We start from the raw sequence: 17,150 nt of genomic DNA on the forward strand, positions 1-17,150 counted from the left end.
GGGCCCGTCACGACGACGGGTCGAAATTCCACCACGTGCTGTCGCTCGTCGACACCGCGATCGCGCCGTGCCGCCTCGCGCCGCGCACGTCGTCCGCGTTGCCGACGAAGCCCGACGCGACGATCGGCGGCAGTGCCTGCCGGTCGGCTTCGCTCAGGTGCGCGAGCATCGGCGCCGGCATCAGCTGCACGAGGTTCGGATCGCTCTGCTCGATCGCCTTCACGCTGCGCGGCCACGTCGAACGGTCGGTCACGAACACCTTCTGCATCGTGATCAGCCCCGTGCGGTTCGCGCGCTGGATCGTCGCGACACGCGTCGACACGAGGCTCGCGACGCCGATATCGGCCAGATATTCGACGCCGCCCTTGTCCTGCGACAGCCCATCGCAACTGTCGATGTTGACGATCACGAACTTGCCGGCCCGGGCGAGCGCCGCGACCACCGCCTGCAGCCGGCGCAGGTCGACGTTCGCGACGATGCCGACCTCGGCCGCGCTGTCGATGAAGCTGTCGGCCTGCTCGGCGCCGTACAGCGTGGCGATGACGGGATGACGGGCGAGACGCGCGCCCAGCGACTTGTCCATGACGTTTACCGGTCGACGTGCGGGCCGGTCTCGTCGCCGAGGCCGAGCTTGCCGGGGTTGAGGATGTGTTTCGGATCGAGCGCGCGCTTCACCGTCTGCAGCACCGGGAACGCGGTGCCCAGCGAATCGCGCAGGTACGGCGAACGCAGCAGCCCGACGCCGTGGTGGTGACTCAACGCCGCATTGTATTGGATCAGCACCGCATTCGCCGCGTCCCACGCCGCGCGATACCACGCGGCCCGTTCGGCCACCGCGACGTCGCCGCGCAGCGAGAAATACAGGCACGCGCCGTCGGCATACGCATGCGACTGGTGCGCCGATCCGGCCAGCGTACCCGGCACGGCCTGCAGCGCGGCCACCACGTCGCGATAGATCGCCGCGAGGTCGCGCCAGCGTCCGCACATCTCCAGCGTATCGGCGACGAAACCGGGGCTGCGCTTGAAGCCTTCCGCGCTCTTGCCGGTCAGGTAGCGCGTGTCGAGCCACTTCTCGAAGATCGCGTCGCCGTCGAGCCTGCGCCCGCTTTCCTCACCGACGTGCGCGCTGATCGCCATCACCGCGTCGACGATCTCGCGCGCGCCTTCGTCGGCGATCAACAGCACGTTCGTGTCGGGCAGCCCGAACTGCACGCCGCTTTCGAGCGCATCGTAGAGCCGCAGCGCGGCCGGGTTCGCGCCGCGCTGCAGGATCTCGCGACATGCGTCGAGGCCGGCGGCGAACGTGTCGAAGCCGTACGCGATCGCGCGGCCGTAGTCGGGCAGCCGATGCAGCTTCAGGCGTGCGCGCACGATGATGCCGAGCGTCCCTTCGCTGCCGATGAACAATTGCTGCAGATCGGGACCGACCGCCGCGCGCGACGCACCGCCGAGCGTCACCAGGCTACCGTCCGCGAGGACGACGTCCATTCCGAACACCATGTCCTCGATCTTGCCGTAGCGCGTCGACAACTGCCCCGCGCCGCGGCACGCGATCCAGCCGCCCACCGTGCTGATCGCGAACGACGACGGCCAGTGCCCCATCGTCAGCCCGTGCTCGCGCTGCAGCGTTTCCTCGAACACGTCGCCGAACATGCCGGCTTCGACGTCGACGATCTGGCTTTCGGTGTCGACGCCGATCAGCCGGTTCAGCCCGCACACGTCGAGCACGATGCCGCCGCGCACGGGCAGCGCCGCGCCCGTCACGTTGCTGCGGCCGGCCGATGCCGTCACCGGAATCGTCGCCGCGTGCGCGATGCGCATCACGGCCTGCACCTGCTCGACCGTCGACACACGCACCACGACCGCGTGCGGCGTCGCGGGCCGGCCGCCCGTCTCCGCGACCATCGATGCGGCCCACCAGTCGCGTGTCCACGCGACGACGTCGGCCGGCTGCGCGAGCACCTCGTCGGCCACCGCGCGCAGCGCATCGATCTGCTGCGGCGACACGGTGACCGGCGCGCGCTGCATGGCGGCCTCGGCCGGCGCACCGCCCGCCGCGGGCAGGTTCAGCGCGTATGGCGGCGGTGTATGCGCGCCGACGATGTAGTTGCCGCGGTTGTAGCCGCGCTTGATGGCTTCCTTGCTGATCATCCGTGTTCTCCCATGAGGATGGCTTTTTCGAGTGCGACGGCGGCGACGTAGTCGCGCACCTGGCTGGCGACGGCCGCATCGGACAGGCCGAGCTCCGCCTTGAGGATGGCGCCGACGCGCGGCGCCGCGCGCGCCGAGGCGTCGCGCGCCATCAGTCGTGCGCGGGTGCGACGCGACAGCACGTCGTCGACGCTGCGCGCGAATTCGTGACGCACGGCATAGAGCACTTCCGCTTCGCTGTACGGCAGCCCTTCGACGATCGGCGCGAGCAGCGACGGCGTCGCGTCGGCGAGGTCGCCGACGAAGCGCGCCTCGGTACCGTAGCGTTCGCCGAGATGCGCGGCGAGCCCGCCCGATGCGACGATTGCCTGCGGGTCGTAGCCGGCCGCGCCGAGCAGGTACGCCGATTTCGTGCGGCAGCGCGTGCGGCGCCCGAGCAGCTTGCCGACCGTATCGATCGTCTGCTCGGCCATGTGCCGCGACGTCGTCAGCTTGCCGCCGACGATCGTCACGAGCCCGTCGGGCGCGACATGAATCTCGTGATTGCGCTTCATCTCGATCGTCTTGCCGCCGGGCGGCCCGACCAGCGGCCGGCATCCTGCGATGCTGCCGACCACGTCGTCCGCGCTCAGGTCGGCCTTCAGCGCGGAACGCGCGCCGTCGAGCAGGAAGTCGAGTTCCTGCCGCGTGCAGTGCACGTCGTCGAGATCGCCGTCGTAGTCCTCGTCGGTCGTGCCGAGATACGACACGTTGCCCCAGCGCGTGATCGTCGCGCGGCGGTTGCGCCCCGGTACCGGGATCGTCACCGTGCAGTCGTTGCGGATCTTCAGCCACGGGATCGCGACGTGCACGCCCTTCGCGGGCCGCACCTGCAACGCGGCCGTGTCGCCCTTGCGCGCGCCGGTCCAGTCGCGCAGCCATACGCCCGTCGCCATCACGACCACGCGCGCACGCACACGCCGCTCGCGGCCGTCGGCATGCACGATCGCGCCGTCGACCTTGCCGTGGCCGTCGCGCGTCAGCTCGACCACGCGCGCGTGGTTCGCCACCGCCGCGCCGTGAAACGCCGCCGTGCGCACGAGGTTCAGCGTCAGGCGCGCATCGTCGACGCGCGCGTCGAAGTACAGGAAGCCGCCCGTCAGGTAGGTTTCGTTGAAGGTCGGGCAATGCGACAGCACCTCGGCCTTCGTCAGCTTCTGGTGCAGGATGCCCTCGCGCCAGCCGCCGGCGATGTCGTAGGTCCACAGCAGGCTCTCGAAGGCTTTCGCGAGACGCGGGTCGAACACGCCTTCGCGCTCCATCACCGGGAACAGGAACGGCAGCCGCTGCACGAGATGGCGCGCGTTGCGCCGCAGCCGCTGCCGCTCGAGCAACGAGTGGCGCACGAGCCCGAGATTGCCCTGCTCGATGTAGCGCAACCCGCCGTGCACCATCTTCGACGATTTCGACGACGTGCCCGACGCGAAGTCGCTCTTCTCGACAAGCGCGACGCGCAGCCCGCGCAGGCTCGCATCGAATGCCGCATACGCGCCCGTCACGCCGCCGCCGACGATCAGCACGTCGAACGTGTCCGTCTCGAGTCGCGCCAGGTGCTCGTCGCGGTTGACGCGCAGCGGCTCGGTGCCCGTCATGCCGGCCCGGTCCGTCTGCATTTTTCTGGATGGCAAAAACATCATGCTGGTCGTTCTCCGTGCTTACGCATTAGCGAAATCGGCCGCGTGCGCGAGCTCGGACGCGATCCGCGCATGCCAGGCCGCGCGCCGGCGCTGCCGGCTGTCCGCATCGATCGAGGGTTCGAAAACGGCGTCGGTGACGAGCGTAGCGCGGGCCGCGTCGAGCGAATCCCACAGCAGCCCCGACGCGCCCGCGAGAAACGCCGCGCCCCGCAGGCTCGCGCGGTCGCCTTCGCGGATCCTGCGCACGGGCACGCCGCTCACGTCGGCCTGGATCTGCAGCAGCGTATCGCTGCCCGCGAGGCCGCCGCCGACGATCAGCTCGGACACGTCGGCCCGCGCCACGGCCTGATTGGCCTCCATGCACGATGCGACCGAATGCGCGATGCCTTCGAGCACCGCGTACGCGACTTCGGCCTGCGTCGTCGCAATCGAGATGCCCGACAGCAACGCGCGCGCGTTCGGTTCCATCCGCGGCACACGCAGGCCGGTGAGTGCCGGCACGAACGTCACGCCGCGCGCCGACTGCACGCTGCCCGCCAGCGCGCTGATCTGCGCGGGATCGTCGAACCAGCGCAGTTTTTCGCAGACCCAGCGCAGCGCCGAGCCCGTCGTCGCGACGAAGGTCTCGAGCGAGTAATGCGACACGCCGCCGTGCCGCCGCGCGGTCATCGCCAGCGTGCCGTCGTGCGCGTGACCGGGTTGGGCATGCGATCCGGTGTCGGGACGCGCCGTACCGGTCAGCAGGTCGACGAAGCTGCCGGTGCCGTGCACGCACATCGCCTGGCCGCGTTCGACGCAACCGAGACCGACCGCACCCGCGAACTGGTCGCCGGCACACGAGAGGATCGGTACGTCGATACCGAGCACGTCCTCGCGCGTGCGGCCGAACGCATCGGCGTCCTCGCGCAGCGCGGGCAGCAATTCGCGCGGAAAGCCGAGCGCGTCGAGCCACGGGTCGAAATAGCGATGTTCGCCGAGCAGGTACGCGCTCGCGGATGTCGCGTTGGTCGGCGTCGTCACGCACTCGCGCACATCGGACAGATGCCACAGCAGCCACGTATCGATCGTGCCGAACGCGAGACACCCGTCGCGATGCGCGCCGGCAACCGCCTGCGACGTGCGCATCTGGTGCACGGCCCACAGATACGGCGAACGCACGCCCGCCGGACGGCCGACCTGCGGCACGAGCATGCGGTCCCAGTCGGCCGCGAGACGGTCGAGTTCGGCCGCATGGCGCGTGTCTTGCCAGACCATCGCTGGTACGAGCGCGCGCCCGGTCCGCGTATCCCACAGCACGGCGGTCGCGCGCTGGGTCGCCAGCGCCAGTGCGGTGATGCACACACCCTGTCGATGCGCGTGCGCGAGCGTTGCGCGGCAGACCGCGAGCGTCTTGTCGAGAATCGCGTTCGCGTCCTGTTCGACGACACCCGGCTGCGGGCTCTCGACCGACAGCGGCAGATATTCAAGGCACGACACGTGTCCGCTCGCGTCGACGAGGGCGGCACGCGTGCCGGACGTCCCTTCGTCGATCGCGAGAATGGCGTTTCGGGAATCGGTCATCGCTGCGTTTTCTCGATGGCGGGTTTCAGGAAGGCCGACGTGGTGCGCGCGTCGTCGCCGAAGTGCGGCGCGTCGGGTTCGTTGTCGGGATTGATCGTCGTGCGCGTCGGATCCCAGCGGATCGCGAAGCAGATCGCGCTCGCGATGCACGGCACGATCGCGAGGATCAGGAACGTGTGTTCGAGGCCGTAGCGCGCGCGAAACAGCGGAAAGACCAGCAGGCCGAGCGCCGCGCCGATCGAGCCGAGCGCGCCGACGATGCCGTTCGCGCCCGCGCGCAGCTCGCCGCGAAACGACAGCGACGACAGGCTCTTGCCGTTCGCGCCGGGGCCGGCCGAGTGGAACAGGATGAACAGCGACGGCACGACCACCGACAGCCACAGCGGCATGTGCGCATGAAACAACCCGAGCGCGACCAGCATCGCGCAGACCGCCGCGAACCCGATCGCCGACGCGCGGCGCAGGCCGACACGGCGGCCGACCGACGACGACGAGAAACCGCCGACGATCCCGAACAGGTTGAACACGAGCGCGCCGAGCGTCGCATAGACGAAGTCCTTGCCGAACAGCGCGGCGCTGATCAGCGGCAGATACCAGCCGATCGCGAAGTATTCGATCGACTGGCCGATCTGCACGGTCGCGGCCAGGATCGTGCGTGGCAGGTAGACGCCCCGGAAGATCAGCAGCACGTTCGCAAGGCCGCGGGTGGCCGGATTGACGATGGGTGTGCGTTCATGCGCGGGCGCGGCGACGAACGCCTGCCCGTAGATGCGCGTCATCGCGCGTGCCGCATCGTCGAGACGCTCCTTGCGTGCGAGCCAGATCGGACTTTCGACGAGGAACGCGCATTGCAGCGCGAGAATCGCGACACCGAACACCGCGGTGGCCGCAACCGAGTATCGCCAGATCGAATCGCCGACCTGCCACGCATGAAACAGCAGCGCGAGCAGCAGGTTCAGGCAGACCGCCGTGTACCACATGCCCTGCCAGGTATTGAGCCGGCTCTTCAGGCGGCCCGGCGTGAACTCCGCGAGCATCGCCATGGCGATCGCGAAGTCGATCCCGTACGCCATCCCGACGAAGAACCGGCCGGCGAGAATCGTATTGAAATCCGGTGCGAACACCACCAGCAACGCACCGATCACCGACAGCAGCTTCGCCGCGATCAGCGGCCGCACGCGCCCCCACCGGTCGGCCATCCAGCCGCCGACCGGGTTGAACGCGATCGCGACCCACGACGCGAACGACGTCATCCATGCGACCTGCGCGGCCGACAGATGCAATTCGTGCGTCATCGGCCCGAGGCCGGCGCTCAATGCCGAGTTGGAGAATGCGTCGAGAAACAGCCCGCCGAGCGACAGCCACCAGACGAGCCCCGCCCTGCCCGCGATACCGGGGCGTGAGTCGAGAAAGGAGATGACGTCTTCAATGCCATGAAGCTTGACCGCGATCGTTCGCACAATCGGCCTCCGTATATTTGTTCTGTAAGAGGCTCGACATTGCAGATGCGATCGACGCATGGAGAGACCATCTTACAGATAGTCTCTTATCTAGATCTGCCCGCGCAATTTACGGCGGGCACCGCGCCTGTGTCAAGCGCAGTCGGTTGTGCGATGCAGCGAGCGGCACGTCGTCGCGCCGCGCAATCGTTGTGGACACAACGTCATACGCACGCGGCCGGGCACGGCAAGCCGCGACGACATCCGTTCACCACGGCACCGTCCGCCCCAGATAGTCGAGATACTCGAGCCCGGGGCGCTCCCGCTTCGCGATCAGCACGTCGACGAGGCTCGGCACGCTCTCGTCGATGGTCAGGCGCGCATCGGGCCCGCCCAGCTCCGTGCGGACCCAGCCGGGCGCCATCAGCGCCAGCGCGCGCGGCGTGTCGGCCTGACGCGCCGCGAAGCTGCGCATGAACTGATTCAGCGCGGCCTTGCTGCCGCGATAGACCTCGCGCATCCCGCTGACGTTGTTCGCGACGCTGCCCTGCCCCGACGACATCGCGCCGATCAGGCCATCCGCGGTCACGAGATCCTGCAGTGCCTCGATCACGCGCATCGGCGCAAGCGCATTCGTGACCATCACGCGCACGAATTCGTCGGTCGTCACTTCGCCGATCGTTTCGTTGGGATCGTTGGTCGTCCCCGCGTTCACGAACAGCATGTCGAAGCGCTTGCCCGACAGGCGCTCGCGCAGCGCGGCCAATTGCGCCGGCTCGCAGATGTCGAGCGTCTCGATCTCGAGCCGGCCGTCGAACCGGTCCGCCAGGTCGTGCAGCTTCGTGCGGCCCGATCCTTCGCGCACGGTCCCCGTGACGTTCCAGCCCTTGCCGAGAAATGCCTCCGCCATCGCGAGCCCGAGGCCGCGCGACGCCGCAACGAGCAGGATCGCGGGTGCGTTCCGGTTTGATTCAGTCGATTGCATGGTTTCCGCCTTTGCCGGGTTGCATGATGCGCCCACTATAGGCGCGCACCGGACCATGCGCCAGACGCACTGGATGCAATCCATAGTTGCATCAGACGCCATGACAAATAACGTAATGGCGTATCCTGTCCGCATGGAAGACATCGACCTGAACCTCGTCACCGCGCTCGACGTGCTGCTATCGGAAGGCAGCGTGACCGGCGCCGCGCGCCGGCTTGGCCTGAGCACGTCCGCGATGAGCCGCACGCTCACGCGGCTGCGGCTTTCCACCGGCGATCAACTGCTCGTGCGCGCCGGGCGCAAGCTCGTGCCGACGCCGCACGCGGCGGCATTGCGCGACCGCGTACACGCGATCGCGAGCGACGCGCGCGCCGTGCTGCGGCCGGCGACAGCCGACGTGGACCTGGCGACGCTCGCCTCCACGTTCACCATTCGCGCGGCGGCGTCGTTCATGGAAATGCTGTCGGGCCCGGTGGTCGCCGCGATCGGCGAAATCGCGCCGCACGTGCGCATCCGCTTCGTGCCCAAGCCCGACCGCGATCCGCAAGCGCTGCGCGACGGCACCGTCGATCTGGAAATCGGCAAGCGCGGCGACGACGCGCCCGAGCTGCACACGCGCATGCTCGGTCACGACTGGCACGTCGCGGTGGCGCGCGCCGGACATCCGCTGTTCGCGTCGGGCAGGATCACGCCCGCGCGCTTTGCGGCCTGCCGTCAAGTGATCGCATCGCAGCTCGGCGATTTCAGCGGACCGGCCGATGCACCGGCGAACCGGTCCGGCTCGGACCAGACCGTGCGCGTGGTCGTCCCCAGCTACCCCGATGCAATGCGCGTCGCGGCCAGCACCGACCTGATCGCGCTCGTGCCGCGCTCGTGCCTCGGCAACGCGTTCTCGCCGGGGCTCGTCGAAACCCTCGGGCTGCGCAGCTTCGAGATGCCGGTCCGCCTGCCCGCGATCCTCGTCTCCGCGCTGTGGCACCCGCGCATGCACGGCGATCCCGTGCATCGCCGCTTGCGCGACACGGTCATTGCCGTGTGCCAGCGCATGTATCCCGATGCCCGCGCACCGCGCACACCGGCGCGCGGCACGAAAACACGCGCGGCCGGCTAACGCCGCGCGACGCGCCCGGTTCAGACCAGCCGGCCGCCTCCGTCGATGTGCAGGATTTCGGCGTTCATGAAGCCGTTGCCCAGCAGGAACGCAATCGCGTCCCCGACTTCGTCGGCGCGCCCGACGCGGCCGCCGGGCAGCGCCGCTGCCGCCCCCGCCAGGATCGCATCGCGCGCTTCCGGGCCGAACGCGTCGTACAGCGGCGTCTCGACAAAGCCGGGCGCGACGACATTGACGCGAATCGGCTTCAGTTCCAGCGCGAGCGACTGCGCCAGCGCTTCGACGCCGCGCACGGCCGCGGCGATGACGGACGTGCCTTGCGCGGCCGGGCGATCCGCCAGTTGCCCGCCCGTCAGCACGATCGAGCCGGTCGCAGGCATCAGCGGCAACGCGGCCCGGATCGCGTAGACCGGCCCGGCGATACGTTCTTGTATCGCACCGAGCAGATGATCGGGATCGGTCTCGCTGAGCTTGCCGGCGATGAACCGGCCGGCCGTGACGACCAGGTGATCGACGCGCGTCATCGTGTCGAATACGGCCTGCACCGCGTGCCTGTCCGCGATGTCGCCCACCGCGATACGCGCGCCGCCGATCGCGTGCGCGGCGGCCTCGAGCTTCGCGCGGGTCCGGCCGACCAGCGTGACGGTGGCGCCCCTCGCCTTCGCGGCGGCCGCGGCTGCAAGACCGATTCCGGAACTCCCACCGAATATCACGACGTGCGCGCCGTCCAGTGTCGAAGATTGCGTTGCCTCGTTCATGTCGACTCCTCATCAAGGGTTGAAGGTTCACGAACGTTAAGTCATGCCCAATTGCGCCGGAACGTGGGAAACTTGAATATGATTCATGCCATAAGGGAATAAGATGGATTCGCTGCGATCCATGCGCGTGTTTGTCCGCGCGATCGAGCTGGGCAATTTTTCGGCGGTCGCTCGCGAGGAAGGCACCGGCCAGCCGACGATCAGCAAGATCGTCGCCGCGTTCGAAAAGGAACTGGGCGTCCGCCTGCTCGAACGCTCGACCACCAGTCTCGGGCCGACCGACGAAGGCCGCCGCTTCTACGACCGCTGCAAGCGCGTGCTCGACGAATACGCCGGCGCCGTGGCCGAGGTGCGCGGGCAAACGCTGCGGCCGGTCGGCAAGCTGGTCGTCAACGCGCCGCTGGGGCTGGGCGAGCTGAGGCTGAACGCGCTCGTGCTCGAATTCCTCGCCGCGTGGCCGGAGATCGACGTCGAACTGCACCTGACCGATCGCGTGATCGACCTGGTCGAGGAAGGCGTCGATGTCGCCATTCGCCTCGGCCACGTGCTGCCGCCGGATGTCGTCGCGCGGCACATCGCGTCGTCGCCGCGCCTGCTGGTGGCCGCGCCGGCGTATGTATCGCAGGCGCCCAGGATCCGCCGGCCGGAAGACCTGACGGCACACGAGTACGTCGGCTACGCGCGCACGGACATCATAGGAAGGGAACTCGAATTTGCCCGCGGCGACGACAAGGTCGCCGTTCCGGTAAGCGGCCGGTATCGCGTGAACAGCTCGATCGCGCTGCGGGAGTGCTTTCTGGCCGGGAACGCGGTGGGCAGCGCGCCGGCGTGGCTTGTCCAGGATCTGATCGACACCGGGCAGCTCGTCCGGCTACTGCCGAAGTGGGACATGGTTCCGCCGCATGCGTTGCACCTCGTGTATGCGTCGCGCCGATATCTGCCGCTCCGGACCCGCACATTCCTGCAGTTCATGGCGCAACGGATTCCCGAATTGCCCGGCTTCAGCGCGACCGCTGCGACGGCCACGATCGCATCGCGGCAATCCCGCTGATCGACGGGCGCCGCGGTCGCGGCCGACCGTGCGCCGATCCGTCGCCGTTTTCGCCGTCGGCCGAATCCCGGCTATTGCAGCGCGCCCCGACGGCGCCGGCGGGCCCTTCGGCTAAAATGCCGCACTTTCCACCTTGTCCGGCCCGCTCGCCATGCAACCCGCCTCCTCCGCCCAACCCGCCGCCCACGGCGCCGACGCCGCAGCATCGGCCCGCGACCTCGTCTACGGCCCGAACGACCGGCCGGCGCCGATGGTCGCTTTCGTCGCAGCGCTGCAGCACCTGCTGGCGATCATCGTGCCGATCGTCACACCCGGCCTGCTGATCTGCCAGGCGCTCGGCGTGTCCAGCCGCGATACGACCCTGATCGTGTCGATGTCGCTGGTGATTTCCGGCATCGCCACCTTCGTCCAGTGCAAGCGCTTCGGCCCGCTGGGCGCCGGCCTGCTGATCGTCCAGGGCACGAGCTTCAACTTCGTCGGCCCGCTGATTGCCGGCGGCAGCCTGATGGTCAAGCAGGGCACGCCGGTCGAGACCGTGATGGCCGCGATCTTCGGCGTCGTGATTGCCGGGTCGTTCGTCGAGATGAGCGTGTCGCGCATCCTGCCGTTCGTGAAGCGCCTGATCACGCCGCTCGTCACCGGCATCGTCGTGCTGCTGATCGGCCTCACGCTGATCAAGGTCGGCCTCATCAGCATGGGCGGCGGTTATGGCGCGATGGCCAAGGGCACGTTCGCGAGCGCGGAGAACCTGACGCTGTCCGGCCTCGTGCTCGGCACGATCATCCTGCTGAACCGCGTGCCGGTCGTCTGGGTGCGCAGCACCGCACTCGTCATCGCACTGGTGATCGGCTACCTCGCGGCTGCTTTCCTCGGCCGCCTCGACTTCACCGGCATGCACCAGGCCGCGCTGTTCCAGGTGCCGACGCCGCTGCATTTCGGCATCGGTTTCTCGTGGTCGCTGTTCGTGCCGATGCTGATCATCTATCTCGTCACGTCGCTTGAGGCGATCGGCGACGTGACGGCCACCAGCAAGATCTCGAACGAACCGGTCGAAGGCCCGGTGTGGATGCAACGAATCAAGGGCGGCGTGCTCGTCAACGGCGCGAATTCGCTGCTGGCCGGCGTGTTCAATACGTTCCCGAGCTCCGTGTTCGCGCAGAACAACGGCGTGATCCAGATCACCGGCGTCGCGAGCCGCCATGTCGGCATCTGGATCGCGGGGATGCTCGTGGTGCTCGGCCTGTTCCCGGTCGTTGCCGGCGTGCTGCAGGCCGTGCCGGAGCCGGTGCTCGGCGGTGCGGCGATGGTGATGTTCGGCGCGGTGGCCGCATCGGGCATCAACATTCTCGCGGGCGTCCAGCTCGACCGCCGCGCGCTGCTGATCATCGCGGTGTCGCTGGCGCTCGGCCTCGGCGTGTCGCAGGTGCCGGACATTCTGAACAGCCTGCCGCACGCGCTGAAGAACGTGCTGGAATCGGGCGTCGCGACGGGCGGCATCTGCGCGCTCGTGATGAACTGGTTCCTGCCGGAAAAGAAGTAAGGACCGGATGCGTGGCAACCGCGCGGTGTTTCAGGCACCGCGCCGGTCGGCCCAAACGCCGAACGCCTGCTCACCCCCGACCGCGCCGGACACCTCGTACCAACGGCAATCCGCGTCGCCCCAAATAAGATGGCCCCTCGAAGGACGACGCGCGTATGATGAACTCATCCGAGCATTCGTGCGCCGTTCGACTGCTCGCCCGCCTTCTTCCCTCTTGCTGCAGCGCGCCCACTTTCGCACGCAGCGTTAAGTCTTTCGTCCCCCCGTCGCGCCACACACGGCGATACAGGCCGGATGCGTTCGCCCTGCGATTCGTCGCGGCCGGACGTTCAGCGTTCAGCAGCTCGTCATGAGCGCGCATCCTTATCGTGGATTCGAATATTGCGCGCTCATTTGCCCCATGCGCCGACGCGACACGACCGCCCGCATGACGACAACGCAGGCTTCGACACTGTGGTCGAGATCTTGCAGGCGGGGCACGGACGACAACACCGCTCGAAATTGGCCCGTGCGGCGGCTTTCGAGTGGAATCGAACGCACTCGCCGTACACAAGAACCAGGAATCGAACCATAACCGGGAGTCGGTAAAATGAGCTGGTACTGCGATGTGGAGCGCGAACTGGCTCACATTAGGGGCGCGATCGGACTGCTCGAGCAAACACACGACGCCTTCACGAACCGATCGCCAGTGAACGATCCGGCGTATTGGCGAGTCAAGCTCGACGCACTCCGGACACGATTCGAGCGAAACAAGGTACTCGAATACCAGATCAATGAGCTGTTCGCTCGCCTCGATCGGATCCATGATCCGAACTCCCGCAAATAAGAATCTGCCACGCACGTCCGAGCATTCGATGGCGCATCAATTCGGGACCCAACGCATCGTGAATGCCGAATTGCAGGCTGCACATCCGCTCGGCGAACGCAGTATCCGCGGCGCCGACCGTCGCGCGAGTCGCCCTGGCCCGGCCTCGCTCGCGAGTCGATCGGTCATCCTTATCGTTTTTCCGGCATGGAGCATCCCGGGAAGCAGCCAAACCGGGACCCGCCGGACTTCGGAGCACCATCATGATCGATGCCAACCCAAGCAGCACCTTTCGGCACCTGCCACTGACACCCGAACAGGATGCGGAGATCCGGCACTACATCAGGAAGAAGGAGCAACGAGGCGAACCCTGGGACACCCCGGAACTGGCGACGATGATCAAAGACATGCTCGAGCCGCCTCTCAACGACGACGAGGAACCTGACGCCGACGTCGAGGAAACCAAGCTGGCCTGCGAGTACGCATTGGCCTCGATCGACGAGGCCATGGAACCTGTTTCCGCGAGCGAGGAACGCACCGCGGCAATGGAAGCGGAGGAGATGAAACACCCCAGGCGGTAGCGCGCCGCCAGGCCCGAAGTTCGAGCCGACGCTGCGCCGCCGTCGTGATCCTGATCGCTTTTGTATCGCCCTTCTGTCTCGTTGCCGCTTGCGAAACGTGGAGCCGATGCGTTGGGTAGGGTCCCGACGCCACATCGCTGCTCACACGTCGCTCAGCACGTGGATGCGATCGCCGATTGCTTCCGATCCGATCGCAGGCACTACCCTGCGTCTCGCCATCCTCGCCGAATCCCCTTTCGAGCCACCCGCTGCAGCGCAGAAGTCGGGCAGACGACTGCTCGGAAGACATTCAGTGCGCCCAAAGCCGGCCACGCCGCTCGATCGACGCCACCACGATATTCAACACATGGCGGACGACATCCTCACCCGTCATACCGGCATCGAGGTACTGGCGAATCTTCATGATCCGCGGCTGATGGGAACCGTCGTCATTGTTCATCACGAAAATACTGGCCGTCGCCATATCGGTCATCAGCGCTACCTGAATGGTCTTGCCGCAAACGATCGTTTGCATGCCTAAGGTAGGAATCGACGTGTCCGGCCTAGTCATTGGGGCGTCAAGTATGCGCTACTGCAGCCGGGTGAATCCACCTGTAAACGTGAATTTACCGGCCGATTCGTGGGTAATGCATGCGCTGCGAGCAGCGTTGACTAATAGGCGCAATTGAGGTGCCGATCGCTCGCGCATGTCTTGCATCCCGCCCGACGGCCCTGGTGCTCACATCCATCACATCGGACATGCCCCGTTCCCCCATGATCGATCGGTTCCGGCCGATGCCGCCTTGGCACCGTGACCAGCGCTGGTTAGAATCTCGCCAGAGTCCATGCCCCTGAGCCTATGAATTCCCCTCAATCGACCGAAGTACTCGTTAAGGAACGGGCGACGATCGTCTGCTACCGCAACAAGCACGTGCTGCTCGTCGCGCGCGCGTCGTCGCGCTGGGCGCTGCCCGGCGGCACGATCAAGCACGGGGAAACGCCGCTCGAAGCCGCACATCGCGAGTTGTGCGAAGAAACCGGCGTCACCGGCCAGGATCTGGTGTACTCGATGCAGTTCACCGGGCTCGCGAAGATCCATCACGTGTTCTTCGCGGAAGTCGGCCCGGACCACACGCCGCAACCGAACAACGAGATCGAGAAATGCCGGTGGTTTCCGATCGACGGCGTCGACGCATTGCGCGCGAGCATCCCGACGAAGCGCATCGTCGAGCTCGTCTACAAGCACGAAATCCTCAAGTCGTAGCGCGCACGAAATCCCGTACGGCTCGTGCGTATCGCGGACGAGCGCATGCATGAGCCGTCGGCCGGCTCGAGTCGATTTTCGTGGGCGGCCGCGCGCGAACGCTCAGTGCGAGCGCTTTCTTCGTAACTCGTGCGTGGAATAGACGACGAGGAAGATGCCCAGCATCGCAGCGCCGGACGCCATGAAATCGCTTGCCGTTCCCGAGCTGTGCAGGGACGTCGGGAAGATGCCGAGACTCAGTCCTGCGGCGGCAAGAAGCAATCCAGCAGCCACACCCCAGATCGGTCCGGCGGTCTTTTCGATTTTATTTTTCATACAGCACCCGTCTACAGTCATTACCTGGCCGGTATCGGCAAAAAGCGCCACGCCTACCCCCAGTGATTCCACTATAGCCGGAAAATAATTCGCAAACTTTCAGTGATTTTCCCGATCAAGTTTGCTCGATCATGGCCGCTTTACAGCGTCGGCCCATGACGCAAGTGCACGCTATCGAAGCGCGCTGAATCGCAAGAAGACGGGATGGCGGAAGGCAGCCGACTCAACTGGTCGGCCACCGAGCCTTATATGGTAATGATCCCGCGAAGCTGGAAAACGGCTACCCACAACCGTACCCACAATTGGGGGATTGCTACCCCCAACCCTACTTTCCGCTCGGCTTCCAGCCGCAGTTCTTCGCGCCGGCCATGTTGTGCGCGAGGATCTGGCGCGCGGTGTCGTCGCTCAGCACGTCGGTCTTGCTGACGTAGACCGGTCGCGCCCAGTCGCACGCCGTGTCGACTATCCGCGTCTTCGTGACGATCTGCGGCTCGCACGGCGCCGCGGTCGGCTTAGTCGCGGGTCCAGTCGTTGCGCAGCTGCTGCTCAGCACCGCCAGCAGGCAGAGCGCCAACGTTCGTTTCTGCATCGCTTCTCTCCTTTGCGGCGGCCGAACCGGCCTGCGCCGCGTCGGCATTCGCCTGGGCTTCCGCATTCGCGGACTGTGCGGCTTGCTCGCGCGCCTGCGCGGCGGCCGCCTGCGCTTCGGCGGTCTGCTGGCCGGCCTGCGCGACGCGCGCCGTAGCCGACTTCGATTTCGTCCAGCCAACCAGCACGCCAGCGGCAACGCCGCCGGCCGCAACCAGGTACGGCCAGAACTTCGCGAACAGGGAAATAAGGATCGTCGTCATGCTGCGCTCCAGTGGCCCGTCAGGAAGAGATCGCGCTCGGCCGCGCGGCGGCGCACGAGACCTGCGCTGACGACGCCTCCTGCTCGGTTCCACGCCGGGAATTGCTCGGCCGCGCCGACCATGTCGCCGATGTTCAGGTGCCGCAGCAGCGTCGACGGCTGGCCGCTGGCGAGCGTGATGATGCCGTCGCGCCCGGGATCGCCGGCGCGCCGCGCGCGGCCCGGCCCGACGTTGTTCACGATGCTCGTCGTGGCCGCCTTCTGCTGCGCCGACAGCGGCACGCGCGCGGCCTGGTCGACGAGCGCCGCCGCGGCGCGCAGGTTCACATCGTGCCGCGCGTCGGCCGTCGCCTGCGTCCACTTCGTGCCCTCGTGGACGTCCGGCCCGGTCGAGCCCCACCCGCACGTCCACGGCGCGCCGCTGAGCGCGCGCAGCGCGGGATCATTCGGGATCGGCGCGCCGGCTAGCACCTTGTACCAGAGGCCGCGCGCCTGGAGTGCCTTTCCGAGCGGCGACGCTGGATCCGGATAGGCAGTCAGATAGCAGCTCTCGAAGTGCTGCGACAGCGGCCGGCAGAGCGCGAGCCACGCCTCATCATTGCCGCCCGCCAGCCCCGATGAAGCTTGCTGCGCGGAGCTTTCCGACGAGGATGCTTGCATCGCAGGCACGTTGATGGTCGGTTCTTCCATCTCGAATGAGGGCGTCGGTGCAGCGCTCGACACGCTACTTGGCGGGATCGGCGGCGTCGGCACGTCGACGACCGGCGTCGGGTTCACGCCGAACATTCGCGCGATCGCGCAGAACAGGTCACTGAGCGCCATCGCTGGCCCCCTGCTCAACCGGCGCGGCCGGCGGCGGCACGCGGCGCACCGCGGTGTAGCGCACGACCAGAATCAGCGCGAACGCGACGAGCGCCGCGTAGCGCTGCACGCCCTGCGGCAGCAGCTCTTTCAGGTCGGACGGCATCGAGTTCCATGCCTCGACGATCGCCGGACCGGCGGCCGTCACGACCGCGAGCGCGCCACTCACGATGACGGTGCCGCGTCGGTGCAGCGTCCGTCAATTGTCTGCGAGGGTGATTTTC

Annotated in this window: 19 protein-coding genes; 6 read left to right on the forward strand and 13 right to left on the reverse strand. The window is 67.3% G+C overall.

Going from position 1 to position 17,150, the window contains the following annotated elements:
- Nucleotides 1–7: 7 nt before the first annotated feature.
- The 6 genes from VL15_RS30440 to VL15_RS30465 all read right to left on the reverse strand — a co-directional run bounded on the left by VL15_RS30440 (nt 8) and on the right by VL15_RS30465 (nt 7,811).
- Nucleotides 8–583, reverse strand: coding sequence for a glycerol-3-phosphate responsive antiterminator (locus VL15_RS30440; protein ID WP_048250423.1), 576 nt, complete (start codon nt 581–583; stop codon nt 8–10).
- Nucleotides 584–588: 5 nt separating this feature from the next.
- Complete coding sequence (locus VL15_RS30445; protein WP_048250424.1) at nt 589–2,151, reverse strand: FAD-binding oxidoreductase; 1,563 nt, start codon at nt 2,149–2,151, stop codon at nt 589–591.
- Complete coding sequence (locus VL15_RS30450; RefSeq protein WP_048250425.1) at nt 2,148–3,827, reverse strand: glycerol-3-phosphate dehydrogenase/oxidase; 1,680 nt, start codon at nt 3,825–3,827, stop codon at nt 2,148–2,150. The genes VL15_RS30445 and VL15_RS30450 overlap by 4 nt, the downstream gene beginning before the upstream one ends.
- A gap of 18 nt (nt 3,828–3,845) precedes the next feature.
- On the reverse strand, nt 3,846–5,387 hold the full coding sequence (locus VL15_RS30455) for an FGGY family carbohydrate kinase (protein ID WP_048250426.1): 1,542 nt from the start codon (nt 5,385–5,387) through the stop codon (nt 3,846–3,848).
- Nucleotides 5,384–6,847: an MFS transporter gene (locus VL15_RS30460; protein WP_048250427.1), complete on the reverse strand. Its 1,464-nt coding sequence runs from the start codon at nt 6,845–6,847 to the stop codon at nt 5,384–5,386. Before VL15_RS30460 ends, VL15_RS30455 begins: the two co-directional genes overlap by 4 nt.
- Nucleotides 6,848–7,094: 247 nt before the next feature.
- The gene (locus tag VL15_RS30465; RefSeq protein ID WP_048250428.1) at nt 7,095–7,811 is read right to left on the reverse strand and encodes an SDR family oxidoreductase; all 717 of its coding nucleotides are present in this window, start codon (nt 7,809–7,811) and stop codon (nt 7,095–7,097) included.
- Between the two features lie 133 nt (nt 7,812–7,944).
- Here VL15_RS30465 and VL15_RS30470 point away from each other — a divergent pair, with 133 nt between their 5' ends.
- The gene (locus VL15_RS30470) at nt 7,945–8,922 is read left to right on the forward strand and encodes a LysR family transcriptional regulator (protein WP_048250430.1); all 978 of its coding nucleotides are present in this window, start codon (nt 7,945–7,947) and stop codon (nt 8,920–8,922) included.
- A gap of 20 nt (nt 8,923–8,942) precedes the next feature.
- On the opposite strand, the gene VL15_RS30475 is transcribed toward VL15_RS30470, so the two are convergent.
- A complete protein-coding gene (locus VL15_RS30475; RefSeq protein ID WP_048250431.1) occupies nt 8,943–9,680 on the reverse strand; it encodes an SDR family oxidoreductase in 738 nt (245 codons plus the stop codon).
- Nucleotides 9,681–9,783: 103 nt separating this feature from the next.
- Between VL15_RS30475 and VL15_RS30480 the strand changes: the two genes are divergently transcribed.
- From VL15_RS30480 to VL15_RS30495, 4 genes are all read left to right on the forward strand, one after another.
- Nucleotides 9,784–10,731 carry a LysR family transcriptional regulator gene (locus tag VL15_RS30480; RefSeq protein ID WP_048250432.1) on the forward strand — a complete coding sequence of 316 codons (948 nt, stop codon included), beginning with the start codon at nt 9,784–9,786 and terminating at the stop codon, nt 10,729–10,731.
- A 151-nt stretch (nt 10,732–10,882) separates the two neighbouring features.
- Complete coding sequence (locus VL15_RS30485; RefSeq protein WP_048250433.1) at nt 10,883–12,271, forward strand: nucleobase:cation symporter-2 family protein; 1,389 nt, start codon at nt 10,883–10,885, stop codon at nt 12,269–12,271.
- 589 nt (nt 12,272–12,860) lie between these two features.
- Complete coding sequence (locus VL15_RS30490) at nt 12,861–13,097, forward strand: hypothetical protein (protein ID WP_048250434.1); 237 nt, start codon at nt 12,861–12,863, stop codon at nt 13,095–13,097.
- A 242-nt stretch (nt 13,098–13,339) separates the two neighbouring features.
- Entirely contained in the window at nt 13,340–13,657 is a 318-nt protein-coding gene (locus tag VL15_RS30495; protein ID WP_048250435.1) for a hypothetical protein, read from the forward strand.
- Nucleotides 13,658–13,946: 289 nt separating this feature from the next.
- On the opposite strand, the gene VL15_RS30500 is transcribed toward VL15_RS30495, so the two are convergent.
- On the reverse strand, nt 13,947–14,171 hold the full coding sequence (locus VL15_RS30500; RefSeq protein WP_230684563.1) for a hypothetical protein: 225 nt from the start codon (nt 14,169–14,171) through the stop codon (nt 13,947–13,949).
- A 324-nt stretch (nt 14,172–14,495) separates the two neighbouring features.
- On the opposite strand from VL15_RS30500, the gene VL15_RS30505 reads away from it, so the two are divergent.
- On the forward strand, nt 14,496–14,900 hold the full coding sequence (locus VL15_RS30505) for an NUDIX hydrolase (RefSeq protein ID WP_048250436.1): 405 nt from the start codon (nt 14,496–14,498) through the stop codon (nt 14,898–14,900).
- A gap of 102 nt (nt 14,901–15,002) precedes the next feature.
- Here VL15_RS30505 and VL15_RS30510 read toward each other — a convergent pair whose 3' ends face one another.
- The 5 genes from VL15_RS30510 to VL15_RS30530 all read right to left on the reverse strand — a co-directional run bounded on the left by VL15_RS30510 (nt 15,003) and on the right by VL15_RS30530 (nt 17,095).
- A complete protein-coding gene (locus tag VL15_RS30510; RefSeq protein ID WP_048250437.1) occupies nt 15,003–15,215 on the reverse strand; it encodes a hypothetical protein in 213 nt (70 codons plus the stop codon).
- Between the two features lie 325 nt (nt 15,216–15,540).
- Nucleotides 15,541–15,804: a hypothetical protein gene (locus VL15_RS30515; RefSeq protein ID WP_048250438.1), complete on the reverse strand. Its 264-nt coding sequence runs from the start codon at nt 15,802–15,804 to the stop codon at nt 15,541–15,543.
- Nucleotides 15,728–16,066: a hypothetical protein gene (locus VL15_RS30520; protein ID WP_048250439.1), complete on the reverse strand. Its 339-nt coding sequence runs from the start codon at nt 16,064–16,066 to the stop codon at nt 15,728–15,730. Before VL15_RS30520 ends, VL15_RS30515 begins: the two co-directional genes overlap by 77 nt.
- The gene (locus tag VL15_RS30525) at nt 16,063–16,887 is read right to left on the reverse strand and encodes a lysozyme (protein WP_048250440.1); all 825 of its coding nucleotides are present in this window, start codon (nt 16,885–16,887) and stop codon (nt 16,063–16,065) included. The genes VL15_RS30520 and VL15_RS30525 overlap by 4 nt, the downstream gene beginning before the upstream one ends.
- The gene (locus VL15_RS30530; protein WP_048250441.1) at nt 16,874–17,095 is read right to left on the reverse strand and encodes a hypothetical protein; all 222 of its coding nucleotides are present in this window, start codon (nt 17,093–17,095) and stop codon (nt 16,874–16,876) included. The genes VL15_RS30525 and VL15_RS30530 overlap by 14 nt, the downstream gene beginning before the upstream one ends.
- Between the last annotated feature and the right edge of the window lie 55 nt (nt 17,096–17,150).

The organism is Burkholderia cepacia (assembly GCF_001039005.1).
GTDB classification, from domain to species: domain Bacteria; phylum Pseudomonadota; class Gammaproteobacteria; order Burkholderiales; family Burkholderiaceae; genus Burkholderia; species Burkholderia theae.